This window comes from Streptomyces sp. SAT1, from assembly GCF_001654495.1.
Classification (GTDB): Bacteria; Actinomycetota; Actinomycetes; order Streptomycetales; family Streptomycetaceae; genus Streptomyces; species Streptomyces andamanensis.
Map to the genome: position 1 here is coordinate 2,756,738 of NZ_CP015849.1, position 18,795 is coordinate 2,775,532.

Sequence of the window (18,795 nt, forward strand, 5' to 3'; positions counted from 1 at the left end):
CTCGGTCAGGAGGCGTTGGCTTGGTATCGAGGGATCATGGGAGGAGCCCCAACGTGAACAGCTTGAGTGAGGACGCCAGGTTGCGGCCGACCTGGCACCCGGTCGCCTCGGCCACCGGACACCCGTCCTACAGCGGAGTGTTCCCACGGGACGAGCGGGCCGCCGGGGAGGCGCGGGTGATGGTGGCGACCGTGCTGGCCGTGTGGCATCTGCCCCGGCTCGTGGCCGACGCCGAACTGGTCGCCTCGGAGCTGGTGACCAATGCCGTGCGGCATGCGCGTGGCCCGGACGTGGGGGTGACGGTGACCCGGACGGGACACGCGAGGGTGTGCGTGGCGGTCACGGACGGGAGTCCGCTGCTGCCGCGCCTGCGGGTCGCGGGTCTGCTGGCCGAGACGGGCCGGGGACTGCGTCTGGTCGAGGGTCTGTCCCGGGACTGGGGCGCCGCGCCCTGCGCCCGCAGCAAGAGCGTGTGGGCCGAGGTGGGAACGGGATGACCGGCACCGAGCGCCGCCCCGGTCCGACCGGTGTCCCCTCGGTCCTGCCCCCCGTCCCCGCCGGAATCACCCCCTGCATCACGGGCTACAGCCGCGAGACACCGCTGCCGCTCGCCCTGGTCGCGGATCCGGTCCGTGGCCGGCTGGCCTACGCGGACGAGACGCCGTACGACCGGGACAGCTGGGGAACGCTGTGGACGAGGACGGCGATGCCGCCGAGGGGCCGGCGTGGGAGTCCGCGGCCCCAGGTCGTCCATCCGTACCGGCAGCGCCGCGCGATGCTCGATCTGTGGTGCCGGATCTGCAAGCGGCCGGTGGATCCCGGATACACCGGCCCCTACCTCTTCCTCCGCGGGGCCGAGGGCGGTCCCGTCTGCGAGGGGGAGCACACCGGCAGCCCGCCCCTCCATCCGCCCTGCGCCGCCGTCGCCGTCCAGGTCTGCCCGGACCTGCGGGGCTGCTGGACGGCGGTGTGGGCGCGGCACGCCCCCTACTGGGGTGTCACGGGTGACGTCCATGACCCGCGGACGCTGGCGCCGCGCGCGGTGCGGGTGGAGATCCAGGCCGAGTCCTCGGCCGTCCGCTGGACGGTCTCCCACCGCATGCTCGTCGAACTCCAGCACGTCACCCCTCTTCCCCGGGCGGCCCTGGAGAGGGAGTGGGCCCGTCTCGGCCGGGACCGGCTGGAGCACGAGTTCGCGCGGATAGCGGCGCTGACCGGCGCCGTGTGAAGCCCGCGGCCGACCGGGACCATCGGCACCGGGCGGTCTTCCGACGTCACGAAGGGTCCCCCAGCCCCGTCAGGACCGTGCGGGCGCGGGACATCGGGTCCGTGCCCGCGTCCAGGTCGGGGGTGATGCCGTGGCCGTCGACGCTGCGGCCGGCGGGGGTGCGGTAGTGGCCGACGGTGAGTTCGGCGACGGAGCCGTCGGGCAGCCGGGTCGGCATCTGGACCGAGCCCTTGCCGAAGGTGCGGGAGCCGACGACGAGGGCGCGGCCCCGGTCCTTGAGGGCGCCGGTGAGCAGTTCGGCCGCGCTCATCGTGCCGCCGTCGACCAGGGCGACCAGCGGCCGGGTGGTGTCGCCGCCGGGCTCGGCGTGCAGGGCGCGCTGGCTGCCGTCGACGTCGTAGGTGGCGACCAGGCCGCCGTCGAGGAAGGCGGAGGCGGTGGTGACCGCCTCGGTGACCAGGCCGCCGGAGTTGCCCCGCAGGTCCAGGACGATCCCGGAGCGGGCCGGGGCGCCGCGCACGGCGGTGCGGACCTTGTCCCCGGCGCCCTTGGTGAAAGCGGTGATCTTGATGACGGTCGTACCGTCGGACAGGCGCCGCACCGAGACGGAGTCGGTGGACAGGCGGGCCCGGCGCAGCGTCCGCGTCCAGGTGTGCGAGCCGCGCTGGAGACCCAGGGTGACGGAGGTGCCGGCGGGCGCGTCGTCGGCGTCGCCGCGCAGCAGGGAGACCACGTCGGTGACGGGCCGGCCGTCCACCTTCTCGCCGTCCACGCTGCGCAGCCGGTCGCCCGCGCGGATCCCCGCGTCGGCGGCCGGTGAGCCGGTCTGCACCTCGGTCACGTCGATCCGGCCGTCCCGCGCGCGCCGCGCCCACAGCCCGACGCCGGTGTAGCGGCCGTCCAGGGCGTCCTGGAACTCCTCGTAGTCGCCCGGGGAGTAGACGGCGCCCCAGCGGTCGCCGCTGCGGCTGACGGCGTGTTCGGCGGCCTCCACCGGCGACTTGCCCACGGCCATGGCCTCGGCGGCGGCCCGCGCGACCTGTTCGGACGGGCTCACGGGGGACGACGACCGGTGCGCGGAGGCGGCGGCGGAGTCGGGGGTCGAGGAGTCGGGGGCGGAGCCGGGAGCGGGCGGGCCGACGGGGGCGGACGGGACCGGGACCCCGCGGTGCGCGGACGCCGCGGACCCGCGCTCGTGTCCGGGCAGCGAACCGGTCGCCGCGCCCGCCACGAGGACGCCCACGAAGACCAGTGTCAGACCGGCGCCGGAGCGGCTGCGGCGGGGCTGACAGAAGGGGTCACGGCCTGACATGGCGGTGAGTCTAGGACAACGCGCAGGGCCGCACGCGCGCTTGGCGGTGCGGCCCTGCCGACGTGTGTCACATCATCAGATGGACGAGCGTCACACCTTCAGATACTTGCGCAGCGCGAGGAAACCGGCGAACGCGGGGATCAGGAAGCTCGCGGCGAGGATGAGCGGCAGCTTGGTGAGGACCGCGTCCCAGCCCACGAAGTTGATCAGCTGGAGCTTCGAGGACAGCGCCACTCCGTTGTCGATCACGAAGTACTGCACGGCAACCAGGAAGGAGGAGGCCAGCAGTCCGCCGATCAGTCCGGAGACGGCGGCCTCCATGATGAACGGCGCCTGGATGTAGAAGCCGGAGGCGCCCACCAGGCGCATGATCCCGGTCTCCCGGCGGCGGCTGAACGCGGAGACCCGCACGGTGTTGACGATCAGCAGCGTCGCCACCGTGAGCATCACCGCCATCACGCCCCGGGCCGCCCAGTTCAGATAGCCGAGCAGGGTGAAGAGGTTGTCCAGGATGCTCTTCTGGTCCTGCACGGTCTGCACGCCGTCACGGCCGTTGAAGGCGCTGGCGATGACCTGGTACTGCTCCGGGTTCTTCAGCTTGATCCGGTACGACTCCTGCATCTGGTCCGGGGTGATCGAGGAGGCCAGCGGCGAGTTGCCGAACTGCTCCTTGTAGTGCTTGTACGCCTCGTCCTGGGATTCGTACGTGACCTTCTCCACCACCGACATCTTCTGGAGGTCGGCGAGGATCGCCTTCTTCTGGTCCTCGGTGACCGCGCCCTTGGCGCACTTCGCGTCGGACTCGGCGTTGTTCTTGTTGCAGAGGAAGATCGACACGTTGACTTTGTCGTACCAGTAGCCCTTCATCTTCGTCACCTGGTCGCTCAGCAGGAGGGATCCTCCGAACAGGGCCAGGGACAGGGCCACGGAGACGATGACGGCGAACGTCATCGTCAGGTTGCGGCGGAGACCGACACCGATCTCCGACAGGACGAACTGGGCGCGCATGGCGTCTGGTCAAGCCTTTCCGTCGTGGACTTCTCAGTGCTGGTAGCCGTAGACGCCGCGCGCCTGGTCGCGGACGAGGCGGCCCTTCTCCAGCTCGATGACGCGTTTGCGCATCTGGTCCACGATGTTCTGGTCGTGGGTCGCCATCACCACGGTGGTGCCCGTCCGGTTGATGCGGTCGAGCAGCTTCATGATGCCTACGGAGGTCTGCGGGTCGAGGTTGCCGGTGGGCTCGTCGGCGATCAGCAGCTTGGGCCGGTTGACGAACGCCCGCGCGATGGCGACGCGCTGCTGCTCACCACCGGACAACTCGCCCGGTCTGCGGTCCTCCTTGCCGCCGAGTCCGACGAGGTCCAGCACCTGCGGCACGGACTTGCGGATCTCGCCCTTCGACTTTCCGATGACCTCCTGCGCGAAGGCCACGTTCTCCGCGACCGTCTTGTTCGGCAGCAGGCGGAAGTCCTGGAAGACGGTGCCCAGCTGGCGGCGCATCTGCGGCACCTTCCAGTTGGACAGCCGCGCGAGGTCCTTGCCCAGGACGTGCACCTGGCCGTGGCTGCACCGCTCCTCGCGGAGGATCAGCCGCAGGAAGGTGGACTTTCCGGAGCCGGAGGACCCCACGAGGAACACGAACTCGCCCTTCTCGACCTCCAGGGAGACATCCCTGAGGGCGGGGCGGGTCTGCTTGGGGTAGACCTTGGAGACACTGTCGAATCGGATCACGGATGCACCACGGGTCGCCGGGGGTAGATGAGCGTGACCATACGCGAGTCGGGTGTGGGTGCGCAGTCACCGGTCGGGGTTGGGGACAGTTGTGCGTTTTGTCGTGCCCGCGGCCCGGATCCGGGAGGACCCCGCGCTGAAATCCGGGGAACCTGGCATGGTGGAGAGGGGAACGTTCGCGTGCCCGCGGGCGTTGTTCGGATGTAACCGGTGCAAGGAGGGCGAGCGCATGACGTACGACCGGCTGGTGTGCGCGAACTGCGCGGCGCCCGTGAGCGAGGGCCGCTGCCCGGTGTGCCGCGCGAACCGCGAGCGGCTCCAGCAGGAGAACAACTTCCTCGCGGGGCTGAACCCGATGGCGCTGATCGCGCTGCTGGCGGTGCTGATCGCCGGGGTGGCACTGCTGGCGCAGCGGACCGCCTAGCGTACGGAGCCGCGGCCGGCGGGGCACCGCGGGAGCGGATGGACAGGACAGGGCTGAGGGGCCCGGAGCGGTGCGCTCCGGGCCCCTCAGCATGTGTCGCTCACGCCCCGTGAGGTCGTGGGCACACTCAGGCGGTGGCGCCGCCGCGGCCCGCCATCATGCGCGGCAGGATCCGGAAGCCGATACCGCCGGCGATCATCGTCGCGGCACCGATCAGCAGGAACGCGGTCTGGCCGGCACCGGTCTCCGCCAGCTGCTTGCCGCTGCCCTGGGGCGCGGTGTTCGCCGGGGTGCCGGCCGGCGTGTCCGTGCCGGTGTCGGTCAGGGCCGAGGAGCCCTGCTCCTGCGGGGCGGCGCCGCCGTTGCCGCCGCTGCTGCCGTCGGGGGTGGTGCCGCCGGTGGTGTCACCGCCGCCGTTCCCGCCGTTGCCGCCGCTGTTCCCGCCGTTGCCGTTCCCGCCGTTGTTGCCGGAACCGCCGCCGTTGCCGCCGTTGCCGCCCCCGTTGTCGCCGGAGCCGCCGTTGCCGTTGCCGCCGTTGTCGCCGCCCTGGGACGTACCCGTGGAGGTGCCCTCGGAGCTGCCGGTGGACGTGCCCTCGGAGGTGCCGGTGGAGGTGCCCTCCGACGTACCCGTGGACGTGCCCTCCGAGGTGCCGGTGGACGTGCCCTCCGAGGTGCCGGTGGACGTGCCTTCCGACGTACCCGTGGACGTACCGGTGGACGTGCCCTCGGACGTACCCGTGGACGTACCCTCCGAGGTGCCCTCCGACGACCCGGTGGAGGTGCCCTCCGAGCCCGTGGAGGTGCCCTCCGACTGGCCCTCGGTCACACCCAGCGAGGTGCCCTCGTTGGTGCCGCCCTGGTCGGTGCCCTCACTGGTGCCTTCGTCGTCACCGCCGGCGGCGACGCCGAGGCTGACCGGGCCGACCTGCACGTTCGCGTCCAGCGCGGAAGCCGCGCCCGCGGCGGTCAGCGAGGCACCCGCGGCGATCACCGCGCCGGCGGCTATGCGCGCGACCCGGACCCGCGTCTTCTTCGTCATATGTTCGCTACCCCCAGTAGCCGATCGTCAATGAGGCCGCGCCGGGGGCAGTGATCGACGGAGGTACTGAAAGATGAAGCCCCCCGGTTCACATGCGCCCCGTACCTACGCATGCCGCGCCTCACCCTTCCCATATTTCAAAGCAACGTCAAGGCCGTTGCGACCGCGATGTCCGGGTAAGCGTTCTTTGCCGGAGGAAGAGCGATGTGAGTGTGACGCAAAACCCAGACATCGGGCACAGAAAAGGCAACTGCCGCCACGAGGGCAGCAGTTGCCTTGTCGACAAAGCGTCCGATCTCTACTTGCTCTGCTGTTCCTGCTGCTTGCGCCAGCGAATCCCGGCCTCCAGGAACCCGTCGATCTCGCCGTTGAACACGGCCTCCGGGTTGCCGACCTCGAACTCGGTGCGCAGGTCCTTGACCATCTGGTACGGGTGCAGGACGTACGAACGCATCTGGTTGCCCCAGGAGTTGCCGCCGTCGCCCTTGAGCGCGTCCATCTTGGCCTGCTCCTCCTGGCGGCGCCGCTCCAGCAGCTTGGCCTGGAGGACGTTCATCGCCGTGGCCTTGTTCTGGATCTGCGAGCGCTCGTTCTGGCAGGAGACCACGATGCCGGTGGGCAGGTGGGTGAGGCGGACGGCGGAGTCGGTGGTGTTCACGCCCTGGCCGCCGGGGCCGGAGGAGCGGTAGACGTCCACGCGCAGCTCGGACTCGTCGATCTCGACGTGATCGGTCTGCTCCACCACGGGGAGGATCTCGACGCCCGCGAAGGAGGTCTGCCGACGGCCCTGGTTGTCGTAGGGCGAGATGCGCACCAGGCGGTGCGTGCCCTGCTCCACCGAGAGGGTGCCGTAGGCGTAGGGCACCTGCACGGCGAAGGTGGTCGACTTGATGCCGGCCTCTTCGGCGTACGACGTCTCGTAGATCTCGGTCTTGTAGCCGTGCTGCTCGGCCCAGCGCAGGTACATGCGCTGAAGCTTCTCGGCGAAGTCGGCGGCGTCCACTCCACCGGCCTCGGCCCGGATGTTGACCAGGGCCTCACGGGCGTCGTACTCGCCGGACAGGAGGGTGCGGACCTCCATCTCGTCCAGCGCCTTGCGCACGGAGGCCAGCTCGGACTCGGCCTCGGCGCGGGTGTCCGGGTCGTCCTCCTCCTCGGCCATCTCGAACAGCACAGCGAGATCGTCGATCCGTCCGCGCAGCCCCTCCGCCTTCCTGACCTCGGCCTGGAGGTGGGAGAGCTTGCTGGTGATCTTCTGCGCCTCGTCCGGGTTGTCCCACAGGGAGGGCGCTGCCGCCTGCTCCTCGAGCACGGCGATGTCTGCCCTCATCCTGTCGAGGTCCAGAACGGCCTCGATCGACTCCATGGTCGAGGAGAGGGACTTGAGCTCTTCGGATACGTCGACGACTGCCACGCCTCCAGCGTAACGGCTCCGCCGGGCGGCCAGCGCCGGGCCGGGGCGGGGGTGCCCGCGGGGTCGGGGCGCGGAGGGGAGGGCGGCGGGGCCGCGGGGCCGGGGCGCGGCGGGCGGCGGGAACCCACGGGGCCGGACGCGGAAGGCGACGGGGCCGCGAGGCCAGGGCGCGGAAGGCGCCGGACCCGCGAGGCCAGGGCGCGGCGGGCGCCGGGAACCCGCGGGGTCAGGGCGCGGCGGGCGCCGAGTGTTCCGTGTCCCGGGCCGGGCCGTCCGCGTCGTCGCCCGAGGACGCCCACCAGGCGCCCGCGCCCACGGCGCCCACCAGCACGAGACCGGCCACGCTCAGCGTGATCCGGCGGCGCCGGGCGGCCGTGCGGTGGCGGGCCGAGCCGGGGCGGGGCGCGCCCGGCGCCCGGGGCGCGCGGGCGGTGCCGCGGGCGCCGCCGGCCAGCTCGTCCGGCGCGGGCACGCGCATCGAGGTGTGGGTGTCGCGGTTGGAGTCCGGCTGCGCGCCGGGCACCAGCGGGACCGCGCCCCGGCGGCGGGCCCGGTCCCCGGCCGGTGCCGCCGTCTCCTCGGGCGCCTCGTCCGCACCGTCCCCGGCGGCGTCGGCGTCCGGTTCGTCCACCTCAAGGGGCGGCATGCCCGCGAGCAGCGGCAGCAGCTCGCGCAGCCGGGCCGCCAGCTCGGAGGCGCGCAGCCGGGAGGCGGGCCCCTTCGCCAGGCACTGCACGATCAGCTGCCACAGCTCGTCGGGGATGCCGGGCAGCGGGACCACGGTCTCGGTGACATGGCGGCGCAGCACCGCGCCGGGGTGGCCGCCGCCGAACGGGGTGAAGCCGGCCAGCAGCTCGTAGAGGACCGTGGCCAGGGCGTAGATGTCCACCGCCGCGCGCGGGGGCAGCCCCTCCACGATCTCCGGGGCGAGGTAGTCCGGCGTGCCGATGATCTTGGTGGCGCGGGTGCGCTTGGGCGAGTCGATGAGCTTGGCCACACCGAAGTCCGTCAGCAGCGCCGGGTGGGCACCGCCGGGACCGAGCGGGCCCTGCATGTCCAGCAGGACGTTCTCCGGCTTGACGTCCCGGTGCACGACCCCGGCGGCGTGCGCGGCGGCCAGCCCGTCGGCGACGTCGGCCACGATCGCCACCGCCGCCTCGGGCGCCAGCCGCCGCTCGCGCTCCAGCCGGGTGCGCAGGTCGGTGCCGCGGACCAGGTCCATCACGAGGGCCAGGTCGTTGCCGTCGACCACCAGGTCGCGCACACAGACCACGTTCGGGTGTTCGAGGCCCAGCAGGGCCGTGCGCTCCTGCACGAAGCGGCCCACCAGCTCCTGGTCGGACGCGAGGTCCTCGCGCAGGAGCTTCACGGCGACGGGCCCGTCCGGTCCCTCGCCCAGCCACACCGTCCCGGCGCTGCCCCGCCCCAGGATCTGGTGCGCGGTGTACCGGCTGCCGATCTTCCGTGCCAAGACTGCTCCTACAGACGCGTGTTGCCGACAAAACTACGCGTCCGGCGGGGCGACCTTCACCGCGGCGGCCGAAATCACCCGCCGGGTGTCGACAAATCCATGAACCCGCGTCGACGGCGGCCGCCATGCACCGGTTCAACCGCGGCCGAGGTCCTTGACCCAGCCGGCCGCCCGGCCGAACCAGTCGCCCAGCTGCTCCCAGTAGCCCCTGCCGGTCCCGATCCAGCTCTGGAGGGGGCTCAGCTCCCACACCAGCCAGCCCGCGACGAACAGGATGACGACCGTGAACAGGCAGCCCTTCAGGCAGCCGAGCCCGGGGATCTTCATCGGGTTCGCGCCGCGCCGGCGCGGCTCCCTCGGCTCGCGCGCGGGCCGCTGCGGCTCGGGGGCGGGCGGCGGCGCGTACCGCTGGGGCTCGCGGGGCGGCTGCTGCGGGGCCGGGGCGTACTGCTGCGGCTGCGGGGTCGCGTACCGGGGCTGCTGCCCCTGCGGATATCCCTGGCCGGGCTGCTGCGGATAGCCGTAGCCGGGCTGCTGCGACTGCGGCGGGCCCTGGGGGCGCCGCTGCGGCGGCTGCTGCTGCGGCCGGGCGACCTGCCGCTGGGGGCGGCGGCGCAGCGGGTCCTCGGCCGGGTCGAGGTACTGGACCTGCGTCTGGTCGTTGCGGTCGCGGGCCGCGCGCAGCTGAGACTGCCAGGGGTGCGGCTCCTCCGGCTGTTGTCCCTGTTGTCCCTGTTGGTCGTGCTGCCCCTGTTGGCCGTGCTGTCCCTGCTGGCTCTGCTGACCCGGCGGCACGGGCGGCATCACGCGGGTGGGGCCCGCCGCGCCCTGCGGCAGCACCGTGGTCGGGTCGGCCGCTCCGGGCACGCCGTCCGGGCCCTGCGGGCCGCCGGTGTGCGGCAGGACGCTGGTCGCGCCGTTCGGGTCGTACGCCGGCGGCGCGCCCGCCGCGCCCTGCGGCAGCACCGTCGTGGGATCGGCGGCGCCGGGCACACCGTCCGGCGCGGGCACGGTGGCGGGCGCGGGATCGGGGGCGAGGAGCGCGCCGACGCCGTCGGCGGCGGCGATCTGCGCGGCGTTCGCGTGCACGCCGACGCCCTCGGCGACCACGCGCAGGGCGCGCGCCAGGCTCTCCGCGCTCGGCCGCTCGTCCGGGTTCTTGCGCAGGCAGCGCTCGATGACCGTCCACAGCGGGTCGGGCACGGTGGAGGGGCGGCGCGGCTCGGCGCTCAGGTGCTGGTGCAGGACCTCCAGGGCGGAGCCGCCGGAGAACGGCGGGCGCCCGGTGATCAGCTCGTACAGCAGGATGCCGGCGCCGTAGATGTCCACGGCGGAGGTCTGCGGGCGGCCCTCGGCGGACTCGGGCGCGACGTACGCGGGCGTGCCGACGAACTCGTGGGTGCGGGTCAGTCCGGGCGAGTCGGCCAGCCGGGCGATGCCGAAGTCGGTCAGCATCGGGTACATCCGGCCGTCGTCCTGCTTGAGCAGCACGTTGGCCGGTTTCAGGTCCCGGTGGACCACGCCGTCGGCGTGGCTCGCGGCGAGCGCGTCGGCGATCTGGGCAGTGAGCAGCGCGGCGGCGACTGGGGTGAGCGGGCCGTTCTCGCGCAGGTAGCGGTGCAGGTCCGGGCCGTCGACGAGGTCCATGACGAGCGCCAGCAGATCGCCCTCGACGACCAGATCGCGCACCCGCACGATGTTCGGGTGGGTGAGCCGGAGCAGCACCGAGCGCTCTCTGAGGAAGCGCATCACGATGTCGGCGTCGCTGGCCAGCTCCTCCTTGAGGACCTTGATCGCGACGGTCTCGCCGGGCTGGCCGGGCACGGCCGCCTCGGCTCCGGCCCTCTGGTGCTGGCGGGCTCGCCAGACGGTCCCGGTGGCGCCGCGTCCGAGCGGTTCCTCCAGGAGGTACTTGCTGCCTACCGGCCGCACGTCATGCGCTCCCTGTCGCTTGCCTACGTTCCGACACACTGTAGTGCCGTCCTGCCCGGCACCGGCCTGTCGGAGATCCGGTGCCCGGCTCCGCCGCGGTGCCGGGCGGCGACACCGTCGGTGACCTGTCCGATGCCGCTGCCGCCGTCCGGTCCCACCGTCCGACGCCGCTGTCCGACGCCGCTGTCCGACGCCGTCGTCCGCTGTCGTCGTCCGCTGTCGTCGTTCGAAGGCAAGACGTCCGATCGGGGCCCTCAGGTTGCCGGAAAGCGGACGTGACCGATCTCAAACGGTCGGCCACGGGGCATCGGCCAGGCACTTTTGGGGGCAGAGCCGACCATTCAAGATCACTTCGCGGTGGGCGGCGGGCGCGGTGTCAGTGGCAGGTGCGAGGATGCCCCCAGTACTGGCCGACGTGCCCGTGCGGCGGTGGGGGGAATGTCCGCGGTTGGGGGGCCGCGGAGCGGCATCGTCCCTCCCCCGTTCGCGGGCGCCCGCGCAGAAGGGACCGCTGACGGCGATGCAGATCCGGCTGACCGTCGTAGACCCGCTGGGCCCGCCCTCCCCCATGGCCCCAGGGCGCGCCGCGAGCCGAGACGTGCTGGTCACGGCCCCCGCGGGCACGGCCCTTGCCGCGGTGGCGTCCGCCCTGGCCGCCGCCGTCGCCGGGGACGGCGGCGCGGCGTCCGAGCGCGGCGCCCGGGAGCCGGGAGCCGGACCGGTGGTGCTGTACGCGGGCGCGGACCGGCTGGACGCCCAGCGCTGCACGCTCGGCGAGCCCCCGCTGCTGGACGGCGCGGTGCTGTCCGTGGGCGCCCCCGCCCAGCCCGAGCCGCACCCCGAGCTGGACGAGGCCCCGGCCCGGCTGCATGTGGTCGCCGGTCCGGACGCGGGCGGTGTCCATCTGCTGCACGGCGGCCAGATCACGGTCGGCCGCTCCGCCGACGCGGACGTCCCGCTCGACGACCCCGACGTGTCCCGCGTGCACTGCGCGGTCACCCTGGCCCCGGACGGCCGGGTCTCGGTCGCCGACCTCGGCTCCACCAACGGCACCGTGCTGGACGGCCGGCCCGTGGACCCGCGCCCGGTCCGCTTCGTCCCCGGCGCGCTGCTGCGCGTCGGCGAGTCGGTCCTGCGGCTGACACCGTCGGCGGGCCCCGCCGACCGCCTGGAGACGGCCCCGGACGGCGAGGGCCACGCGCGCGTGGCGCACACGGCGCACGCCCGAGCCGGGGACGGCGCCGCGGACCACCCGGAGGGCGGTGCGCCCGCGGGCGCGGTGACCACGTCCGGCACCGGCACCGCCGCCTGGGCCGCCCCCGCGCACACCCCCTCCGACCCCACCGTGGTGCCCGCGCAGGGCGGCGCGCCGCGGATCGAGAGCCGCGGCGGGGACACCCACGCGGGACGCTTCGGAGCCACCGGCCGGCCGGCCACCCAACCGGGCGCCCACCCGGAGTACGGCGATCCGGCGGAGTACGGCGATCCGGCGGACCGGGCCGGTGCTCCGGACGGCGGCCTCGGCGGGAGCGGCCGCAAGGGCACGCCCCTCCGGGGGACCGACGTGCCCCAGGGGCTGCGCAGGCGCGGCGGGCTGGGCGCCTGGGCGCGGCGGCTGACCGGCGGGCGCGGCGAACCGGCGGAGGCCCGCGACGAGGCGTACGACGGTTACGGCGGCTGCGACGGCTACGACGCCGAGGCGGCCGGCCTGCCCGACCCGGCCGTGCCCGGGACGGGGACGGCCGGCCGGCTGCCGGAGACCTGGCCGGACCCGGCGGCGCTGCTGCTGACCGCGCTGGGCCCCGGCCCCCGGCTGTGGGAGCGCGGTCCCGGCCACCCCGAGGCGCTCACGGTGCGCCTGGGCACGGCCGACCGGCCGGCCCCCGACGGCTCGGGGCGGCCGCTGCCCGCGGTGCCGGTGACCGCGGACCTGCGCGAGGTGGGGGCGCTGGGCCTGGCCGGGCCGCGCGCCCGCCTGTCCGGGCTGGCCCGCGCGGTGCTGGCCCAGCTCGCCGCGCTGCACTCCCCCGGCACGCTGGAGATCGTGCTGCTCAGCACCGACCGGGCCCGCTCGCCGCAGGAGCGCGCGGCGGAGTGGTCCTGGCTCGGCTGGCTCCCCCAGGTGCGTCCAGGCCACGGCCAGGACTGCCGGCTCCTGCTGGCCTACGACCGCGAGCAGGCGGCGGCCCGCACCGGCGAACTGCTGCGCCGCCTGGAGGACCACCTCACGGACACCCGGACCCCGGACCGGACCACGGACCGGACCACGGACCGAGCGACGGGCCAGGCCGCGGACCGGGCCGCGGATCCGGCCACCGGCCGGGCGGCACCCGCCGAGGGAGCCGGAAGAGCCGAGGCGATCACGCCGTACGCGCCGGAAGCGGTGCCCGCACCGCGGACCGCGGCCGACTCCGCCCCCGGCACCCCGGCGGAGGCCGGCCCCGCCTCCGTCCCGCCCGCCCGCCGTCCCTCCTGGGCGCGGGACGAGGAGGCCACCGGTGCCGGTGCCGGTCACACCGGGCCGTACACGGTGGTCGTCGTGGACGGCGACCCCGGCGGCGCCACGGTGCGCGACGCGCTGGTCCGGCTGGCACAGGAGGGCCCCCGGGCCGGGATCCACGTGGTCTGCCTCGCGGAGGCGGCGGCCGCCTCGCCCACCTCGCCGGTGACGGAGACGTACGAGGCGGCGTGCGCGGTGTCGCCGGTGTTCCGGGAGTGCGGGGCCGTCGCCCTGCTCAGCGGCGACGTGGCGACGGCGCTGCACCTGATGCGGGTGGCGCGCGCGGACGGCCGGGCGCGCGGGCCGGTGGCTCCGGGCACCGTGGCCGTGCTCGACGCCGTCTCCCCGGCCTGGGCCGAGCGGTTCGCGCGGGCGCTGGCGCCGCTGCGGCCGGCGGACGGGCCGGAGGGAGCGGAGGGGAACCGGCCCGCGCGGGTGTCGGCCCCGCTGCCGCTGTCGGCCCGCCTGCTGGACGAGCTGGGGCTGGCCCGTGCCACCCCGGCGTCCCTCCAGGCGCGCTGGGCGGACGCCGACGACGACAGCGGGGCCGTGGGCGGCCGGGCCTGCGCGATACTCGGGGCCGGTCCGCGCGGGCCGGTCTGCGCGGACCTGGTGGCCGACGGACCGCATCTGCTCGTCGAGGGACCGGCGGGCAGCGGCCGTACGGAGCTGCTGCGCTCGGTCGTGGCCTCGCTGGCCTCCGCCGAGCGTCCCGACCGGCTCGGCGTGGTGCTGGTGGACGGCCGCGACGGCACCGGCACCGGCGGACCTGCCGAGGGCCTGCGGGTGTGCACGGACGTCCCGCATGTGACCACCCATCTCACGGCCAACGACCCGGTGCGCATGCGGGAGTTCGCGCAGTCGCTGAGCGCCGAGCTGAAGCGGCGGGCGGAGCTGCTGGGGATAACCGACTTCGCCGCCTGGCACGGGCGGCGGACGGGAAGCGGCCGGGTCGTCGCCCAGCGCACCGCGCCCCCGGGCACCCCGGCGGGCGCCGGGGCGGGAGCGGCCGATCTCGACACGCCGCCCAGCTCCACCCTGCGGCTGCGGCCCGCGGCGGCGCGGGCGCGGGCCGAGGCGGCGCCGCCGCTGCCCCGGCTGGTGGTGGTCGTCGACGATCTGGACGCCCTGGTCTCCCCGGCGCTCGGTTCGCCCGGCCGGCCCGCCGCCGGTTCGGTGGTCCGCGCGCTGGAGGCGGTGGCCCGGGAGGGCGAGCGGCTGGGCGTCCATCTGGTGGCGGCCACCGCGCCGGGCGGCCGGACGGAGCGGACCGAACCGGTCCGCCGCGCCACGCTGCGCGTCCTGCTGGAGCCGCCGGTGTCCGGCCGCGGGAGCGCCCCGGCGGGCGCGCCCGGCCCGGAGGCCGCGGGCAGCCCGGCGCCGGGGCGGGGCCGGCTGACCACCGCCGACGGGCGGGCGACGCCCTTCCAGGGCGGCCGGGTGACGGGCCGTATCCCGCGCACCGCGACCCAGCGCCCCACGGTGGTGCCGCTGGACTGGCACCGCATGGGCGATCCGCCCACCCGCCGCTCGGTGCGGGAGCTGGGCAACGGCCCGACCGATCTGGCGCTGCTGGCGAGCGCGCTGGAGCGGGCGGCGCGTGAGGTGTCGGCGGCCCGGGTGCCGTCCCTGATCTGAGGGAATCGCGAGCGCCGCTCCGGTGCGGCTCGTCGCCCCGGCGAGCCGCGCGCGATTCCCTCTCGAACTGCGCTGACGCGCCGTCACGACCTGGTCACGATCGGGGCGTTGACGTGCCGGGCGCTCTTGCCGACCCGCGGGCCCCGGCGTAGGACAGTGCACCACGGGACAGTGCTCGGACGTTCGACGAGGACGAAGAACGGGGCAGTGATGCGCAGCACGAGCGGCACCATCCGGACCGTGCGGTCCGCCAGGTCCACCACCCGAACCACCCGATCCAGCCGGTCCACCCGCACCAGCCGCACCAGCCGCACCACCCGATCCTCCGCCAGGCTCGCGGCGGTCGCCGTCGCCGGGGCGCTGGCGCTCTCCCTGACCGCGTGCGGCGGTTCGGACGACGACAAGAAGACCGACGCGAGCCCCAGCAGCGGCGGGGACGGCGGGAGCGGCGCCACCGTCACCCTGCCCAGGCTGGACGGCGCCTCCCTGGAGGTCGCCGCCGTCTGGACCGGCGCCGAGCAGGCCAACTTCAAGAAGGTCCTCGCGGAGTTCACCCGGCGCACCGGCGCCAAGGTCACCTTCGTCCCCGCGCAGGACCCGATCGTCAACTTCCTCGGTTCGAAGATCGCCGGCGGCCAGCCGCCGGACGTGGCACTGCTCCCGCAGCCGGGCGCCGTCAGGCAGGCCGTGGAGAAGAAGTGGGCCAAGCCGCTCGGCGCCGAGGCACAGGCGCAGCTCGCCAAGAACTACTCGCAGGGCTGGCAGGACATCGGCAAGGTCGACGGCAAGCAGTACGCCGCCTACTACAAGGCCGCCAACAAGTCGCTGATCTGGTACAACGCCAAGGTCTTCGAGAACGCCGGGGCGGGCGAGCCCAAGACCTGGAAGGACCTGCTGGCCACCGCGCAGACGGTCTACGACTCCGGGGTGACCCCGTTCTCCGTGGGCGGCGCCGACGGGTGGACCCTCACCGACTGGTTCGAGAACGTCTATCTGTCCCAGGCGGGCCCGGAGAAGTACGACCAGCTCGCCCAGCACAAGATCAAGTGGACGGACCCGTCCGTCAGGCAGGCCCTCACCACGCTCGCGCAGATCTGGTCCAGGAAGGACTATGTCGCGGGCGGGCAGAGCGGCGCGCTCCAGGTGGAGTTCCCGGCGTCGGTCACCCAGACCTTCACCGGCGGCGACCAGCCGAAGGCCGCCATGGTCTACGAGGGCGACTTCGCGCAGGTCAACATCGGCGAGACCAAGGCGAAGGTGGGCACGGACGCCAAGGTGTTCCCGTTCCCGGCCGTGGGCGCGAGCGCACCGGTGGTCTCCGGCGGCGACGCGGCGGTGGTCTTCAAGGACTCCAAGGCGGCGCAGGCCCTGGTCACCTTCCTGGCCTCGTCGGACGCGGCGACCATCCAGGCGAAGCTCGGCGGCTATCTCTCGCCGAACAAGAACGTGCCGGAGTCGGCGTACCCGAACGACGTGCAGCGCAAGATCGCCAAGGCGCTGGTCGCGTCGGGCGACGACTTCCGCTTCGACATGTCCGACCAGGCCCCGCAGGCGTTCGGCGGCACGCCCGGCAAGGGCGAGTGGAAGGACCTCCAGGACTTCCTGAAGAACCCGTCGGACGTCGCGGGCGCCCAGGCGAGACTGGAGAAGGACGCGGCGGCTGCGTACGGCGGCGGGAGCTGATCCGGCGATGACGCCGGCCGCCGCCGAGGGGGTCGCCGGGAGCACCGCGTCCCCCTCCGCCCCTCCGCCGAAGCGCAAGAGCGTGACCGGCACCCGCAGGACCGTGGCGGTGCTGTTCCTGCTGCCCGCCCTGGTACTGCTCGGCGCGCTCGTGGTCTACCCGATCGGGTACTCGCTCGTCCGCAGCTTCTACGACTCCTCGGGCGACTCCTTCGCCGGGTTCGACAACTACCGGGCCCTGTTCACCGACGACGGCATCCGCACCGCGCTGAAGAACAACATCATCTGGGTGGTGGCCGCCCCGGCGGTGGCCACCGCGCTCGGGCTGGTCTTCGCGGTGCTGACCGAACGGGTGCGCTGGGGCACGGCGTTCAAGCTGGTCGTCTTCATGCCGATGGCCATCTCGATGCTCGCGGCCGGGATCATCTTCCGGCTGGTCTACGACCAGGACCCGGACAAGGGCGTCGCCAACGCGGTGTGGGTCGGCGTCCATGACACGTTCGCGCGGTCCTCGGCGTTCCCGAAGGCCCACCCGGGCCGCGACTCGCCGCTCAGGCCCGACCACGGCGGCTTCCTCACCACGGAGCCGGTGCACACCGGCCGGCCGGTGGCGCTGCCGCTGGTCGGGGTCGCCCCCGACCAGATGCCGGACGGTGCGAAGCGGGCCGTCGAGGCGACGGCCGATCCGGGGAAGATCACCGGCACCGCCTGGCAGGACTTCACCCGCGGCAAGGGCGTCGGCAGGCCCGGCGCGGTCGACCCGTCCGAACTGGGCTACGACGGCATGCGGATCGAGGCGGTCAAGGGCGGTTCGGTGGTGGCCCGCACGAAGGCCGCGGCCGACGGCACCTTCACGCTGCCCGCCGCGGCCGACGGCGCCCTGCTGCGGCTGCCCGCCGACAACTTCAAGGCCCCGTACAACGGCGTGGACTGGCTGGGCCCGTCGCTGGTCACCCCGGCCATCATCGGCGCGTACGTGTGGATGTGGGCCGGGTTCGCCATGGTGCTGATCGCGGCGGGGCTCGCGGGCGTGCCGCGGGAGCTGCTGGAGGCCGCCCGGGTGGACGGGGCCAACGAGTGGCAGGTGTTCCGCCGGATCACCGTGCCGCTGCTGGCGCCGGTGCTCGCGGTCGTCGCGGTCACTCTGATGATCAACGTACTGAAGATCTTCGACCTGGTCTTCATCATCGCGCCCGGCTCCTCGCAGGACGACGCCAACGTGCTGGCCCTGGAGCTGTACCGCAAGGGCTTCTCCGAGGGCCGCCCCGGCGTGGCCAGCGCGATCTCGGTGTTCCTGCTGCTCCTGGTGATCCCGGTGATGGTGTTCAACATGCGGCGGCTGCGGCGGGAGGTGCGGCGATGAGGGCATCCCACACGTTCTGCCGGGGGTCCGGGGGTCGCCCCCCGGATGGACACAGCAACATGAGGCGACTGCGGCGGGAGGTGCGGCGATGACGGCCGAGGCGGTCACCGAGGCGCGGGCGGTGCCCGCCGCGCCGCCCGCGCGGGCCCGTCGCCCGCTCGGCTCCCGGCTCGCGGAGATCGCGGGCGGGAGCGTGGTGCGGGTGTTCCTGATCCTGGTGGGCCTGTTCTGGCTGGTCCCCACGATCGGGCTGCTGCTGTCCTCGCTGCGCTCCCCGGAGGACATGAGCGCGAGCGGCTGGTGGACCGTGTTCACCCGGCCCTCCCAGCTGACCTTCGGCAGCTACCGGAAGCTGCTGGAGAACGGCGACATCACCCACTCCCTGCTCAACACCGCCCTGATCACCGTCCCGGCGACGGTCCTGGTGGTCGTGGTCGGCTCGCTGGCCGGCTACGCGTTCGCCTGGATGGAGTTCCCGGGCCGCGACTGGTGGTTCCTGGCCGTGGTGGGCCTGCTGGTCGTGCCGGTGCAGGTGGCGCTCATCCCGATCGCCGAACTCTTCGGGAAGATCGGCCTGTTCGGGACCGTCTTCGGGGTGATCCTCTTCCACACCGGCTTCGGACTGCCGTTCGCGGTGTTCCTGCTGCGGAACTTCTTCGCGGAGATCCCGCGCGAACTGCTGGAGGCGGCCCGCCTCGACGGCGCCGGTGAACTGCGCCTGTTCGCCCGGGTCGTGCTGCCGCTGGGCGGGCCGGCCATCGCGAGCCTCGGCATCTTCCAGTTCCTGTGGGTGTGGAACGACATGCTGGTCGCGCTGGTGTTCACCAAGTCCGGCACCCAGCCGATCACCGTGGCCCTGCAGACCCAGGTGCGCCAGTTCGGCAACAACGTCGACGTGCTGGCGCCGGGCGCGTTCATCTCGATGGTGATCCCGCTGGCCGTGTTCTTCGCCTTCCAGCGGCAGTTCGTGTCCGGCGTGATGGCGGGCGCGGTCAAGTAGCCGCGCGGGCGGCCGCGTACGGCACAGGGGGCGGACCGGCACCGGTCCGCCCTCTTC

General features: G+C 74.0%; 14 protein-coding genes. 7 read left to right on the plus strand and 7 right to left on the minus strand.

Annotated elements, in window-relative coordinates; translation table 11 throughout:
• Positions 1–53 precede the first annotated feature (53 nt).
• Entirely contained in the window at positions 54–497 is a 444-nt protein-coding gene (locus tag A8713_RS11970; protein WP_237305353.1) for an ATP-binding protein, read from the plus strand.
• Entirely contained in the window at positions 494–1,228 is a 735-nt protein-coding gene (locus A8713_RS11975; protein ID WP_064533395.1) for a hypothetical protein, read from the plus strand. The genes A8713_RS11970 and A8713_RS11975 overlap by 4 nt, the downstream gene beginning before the upstream one ends.
• Positions 1,229–1,274: 46 nt before the next feature.
• Here A8713_RS11975 and A8713_RS11980 read toward each other — a convergent pair whose 3' ends face one another.
• The 3 genes from A8713_RS11980 to ftsE all read right to left on the minus strand — a co-directional run bounded on the left by A8713_RS11980 (position 1,275) and on the right by ftsE (position 4,271).
• Positions 1,275–2,540, minus strand: a complete 1,266-nt coding sequence (locus A8713_RS11980; RefSeq protein ID WP_064533396.1) for a S41 family peptidase — start codon at positions 2,538–2,540, stop codon at positions 1,275–1,277.
• A gap of 90 nt (positions 2,541–2,630) precedes the next feature.
• A complete protein-coding gene (ftsX, locus tag A8713_RS11985; protein ID WP_064533397.1) occupies positions 2,631–3,548 on the minus strand; it encodes a permease-like cell division protein FtsX in 918 nt (305 codons plus the stop codon).
• A 33-nt stretch (positions 3,549–3,581) separates the two neighbouring features.
• Positions 3,582–4,271, minus strand: a complete 690-nt coding sequence (gene ftsE, locus A8713_RS11990) for a cell division ATP-binding protein FtsE (protein ID WP_064533398.1) — start codon at positions 4,269–4,271, stop codon at positions 3,582–3,584.
• A gap of 229 nt (positions 4,272–4,500) precedes the next feature.
• On the opposite strand from ftsE, the gene A8713_RS11995 reads away from it, so the two are divergent.
• Entirely contained in the window at positions 4,501–4,695 is a 195-nt protein-coding gene (locus A8713_RS11995) for a hypothetical protein (protein ID WP_064533399.1), read from the plus strand.
• Between the two features lie 127 nt (positions 4,696–4,822).
• On the opposite strand, the gene A8713_RS12000 is transcribed toward A8713_RS11995, so the two are convergent.
• The 4 genes from A8713_RS12000 to A8713_RS12015 all read right to left on the minus strand — a co-directional run bounded on the left by A8713_RS12000 (position 4,823) and on the right by A8713_RS12015 (position 10,554).
• Positions 4,823–5,737, minus strand: a complete 915-nt coding sequence (locus A8713_RS12000) for a hypothetical protein (RefSeq protein WP_064533400.1) — start codon at positions 5,735–5,737, stop codon at positions 4,823–4,825.
• A 298-nt stretch (positions 5,738–6,035) separates the two neighbouring features.
• On the minus strand, positions 6,036–7,151 hold the full coding sequence (prfB, locus tag A8713_RS12005; RefSeq protein WP_064533401.1) for a peptide chain release factor 2: 1,116 nt from the start codon (positions 7,149–7,151) through the stop codon (positions 6,036–6,038).
• A gap of 226 nt (positions 7,152–7,377) precedes the next feature.
• Positions 7,378–8,622, minus strand: a complete 1,245-nt coding sequence (locus A8713_RS12010; RefSeq protein ID WP_064533402.1) for a serine/threonine-protein kinase — start codon at positions 8,620–8,622, stop codon at positions 7,378–7,380.
• 135 nt (positions 8,623–8,757) lie between these two features.
• Positions 8,758–10,554 carry a serine/threonine-protein kinase gene (locus A8713_RS12015; protein ID WP_064533403.1) on the minus strand — a complete coding sequence of 599 codons (1,797 nt, stop codon included), beginning with the start codon at positions 10,552–10,554 and terminating at the stop codon, positions 8,758–8,760.
• A 520-nt stretch (positions 10,555–11,074) separates the two neighbouring features.
• Here A8713_RS12015 and A8713_RS12020 point away from each other — a divergent pair.
• From A8713_RS12020 to A8713_RS12035, 4 genes are all read left to right on the plus strand, one after another.
• Positions 11,075–14,692, plus strand: coding sequence for an FHA domain-containing protein (locus A8713_RS12020; protein WP_064533404.1), 3,618 nt, complete (start codon positions 11,075–11,077; stop codon positions 14,690–14,692).
• 210 nt (positions 14,693–14,902) lie between these two features.
• Positions 14,903–16,375, plus strand: a complete 1,473-nt coding sequence (locus tag A8713_RS12025) for an ABC transporter substrate-binding protein (protein WP_237305354.1) — start codon at positions 14,903–14,905, stop codon at positions 16,373–16,375.
• Positions 16,376–16,457: 82 nt separating this feature from the next.
• Complete coding sequence (locus tag A8713_RS12030; protein ID WP_064537456.1) at positions 16,458–17,738, plus strand: carbohydrate ABC transporter permease; 1,281 nt, start codon at positions 16,458–16,460, stop codon at positions 17,736–17,738.
• A gap of 88 nt (positions 17,739–17,826) precedes the next feature.
• The gene (locus tag A8713_RS12035; protein WP_064533405.1) at positions 17,827–18,738 is read left to right on the plus strand and encodes a carbohydrate ABC transporter permease; all 912 of its coding nucleotides are present in this window, start codon (positions 17,827–17,829) and stop codon (positions 18,736–18,738) included.
• Positions 18,739–18,795 lie beyond the last annotated feature (57 nt).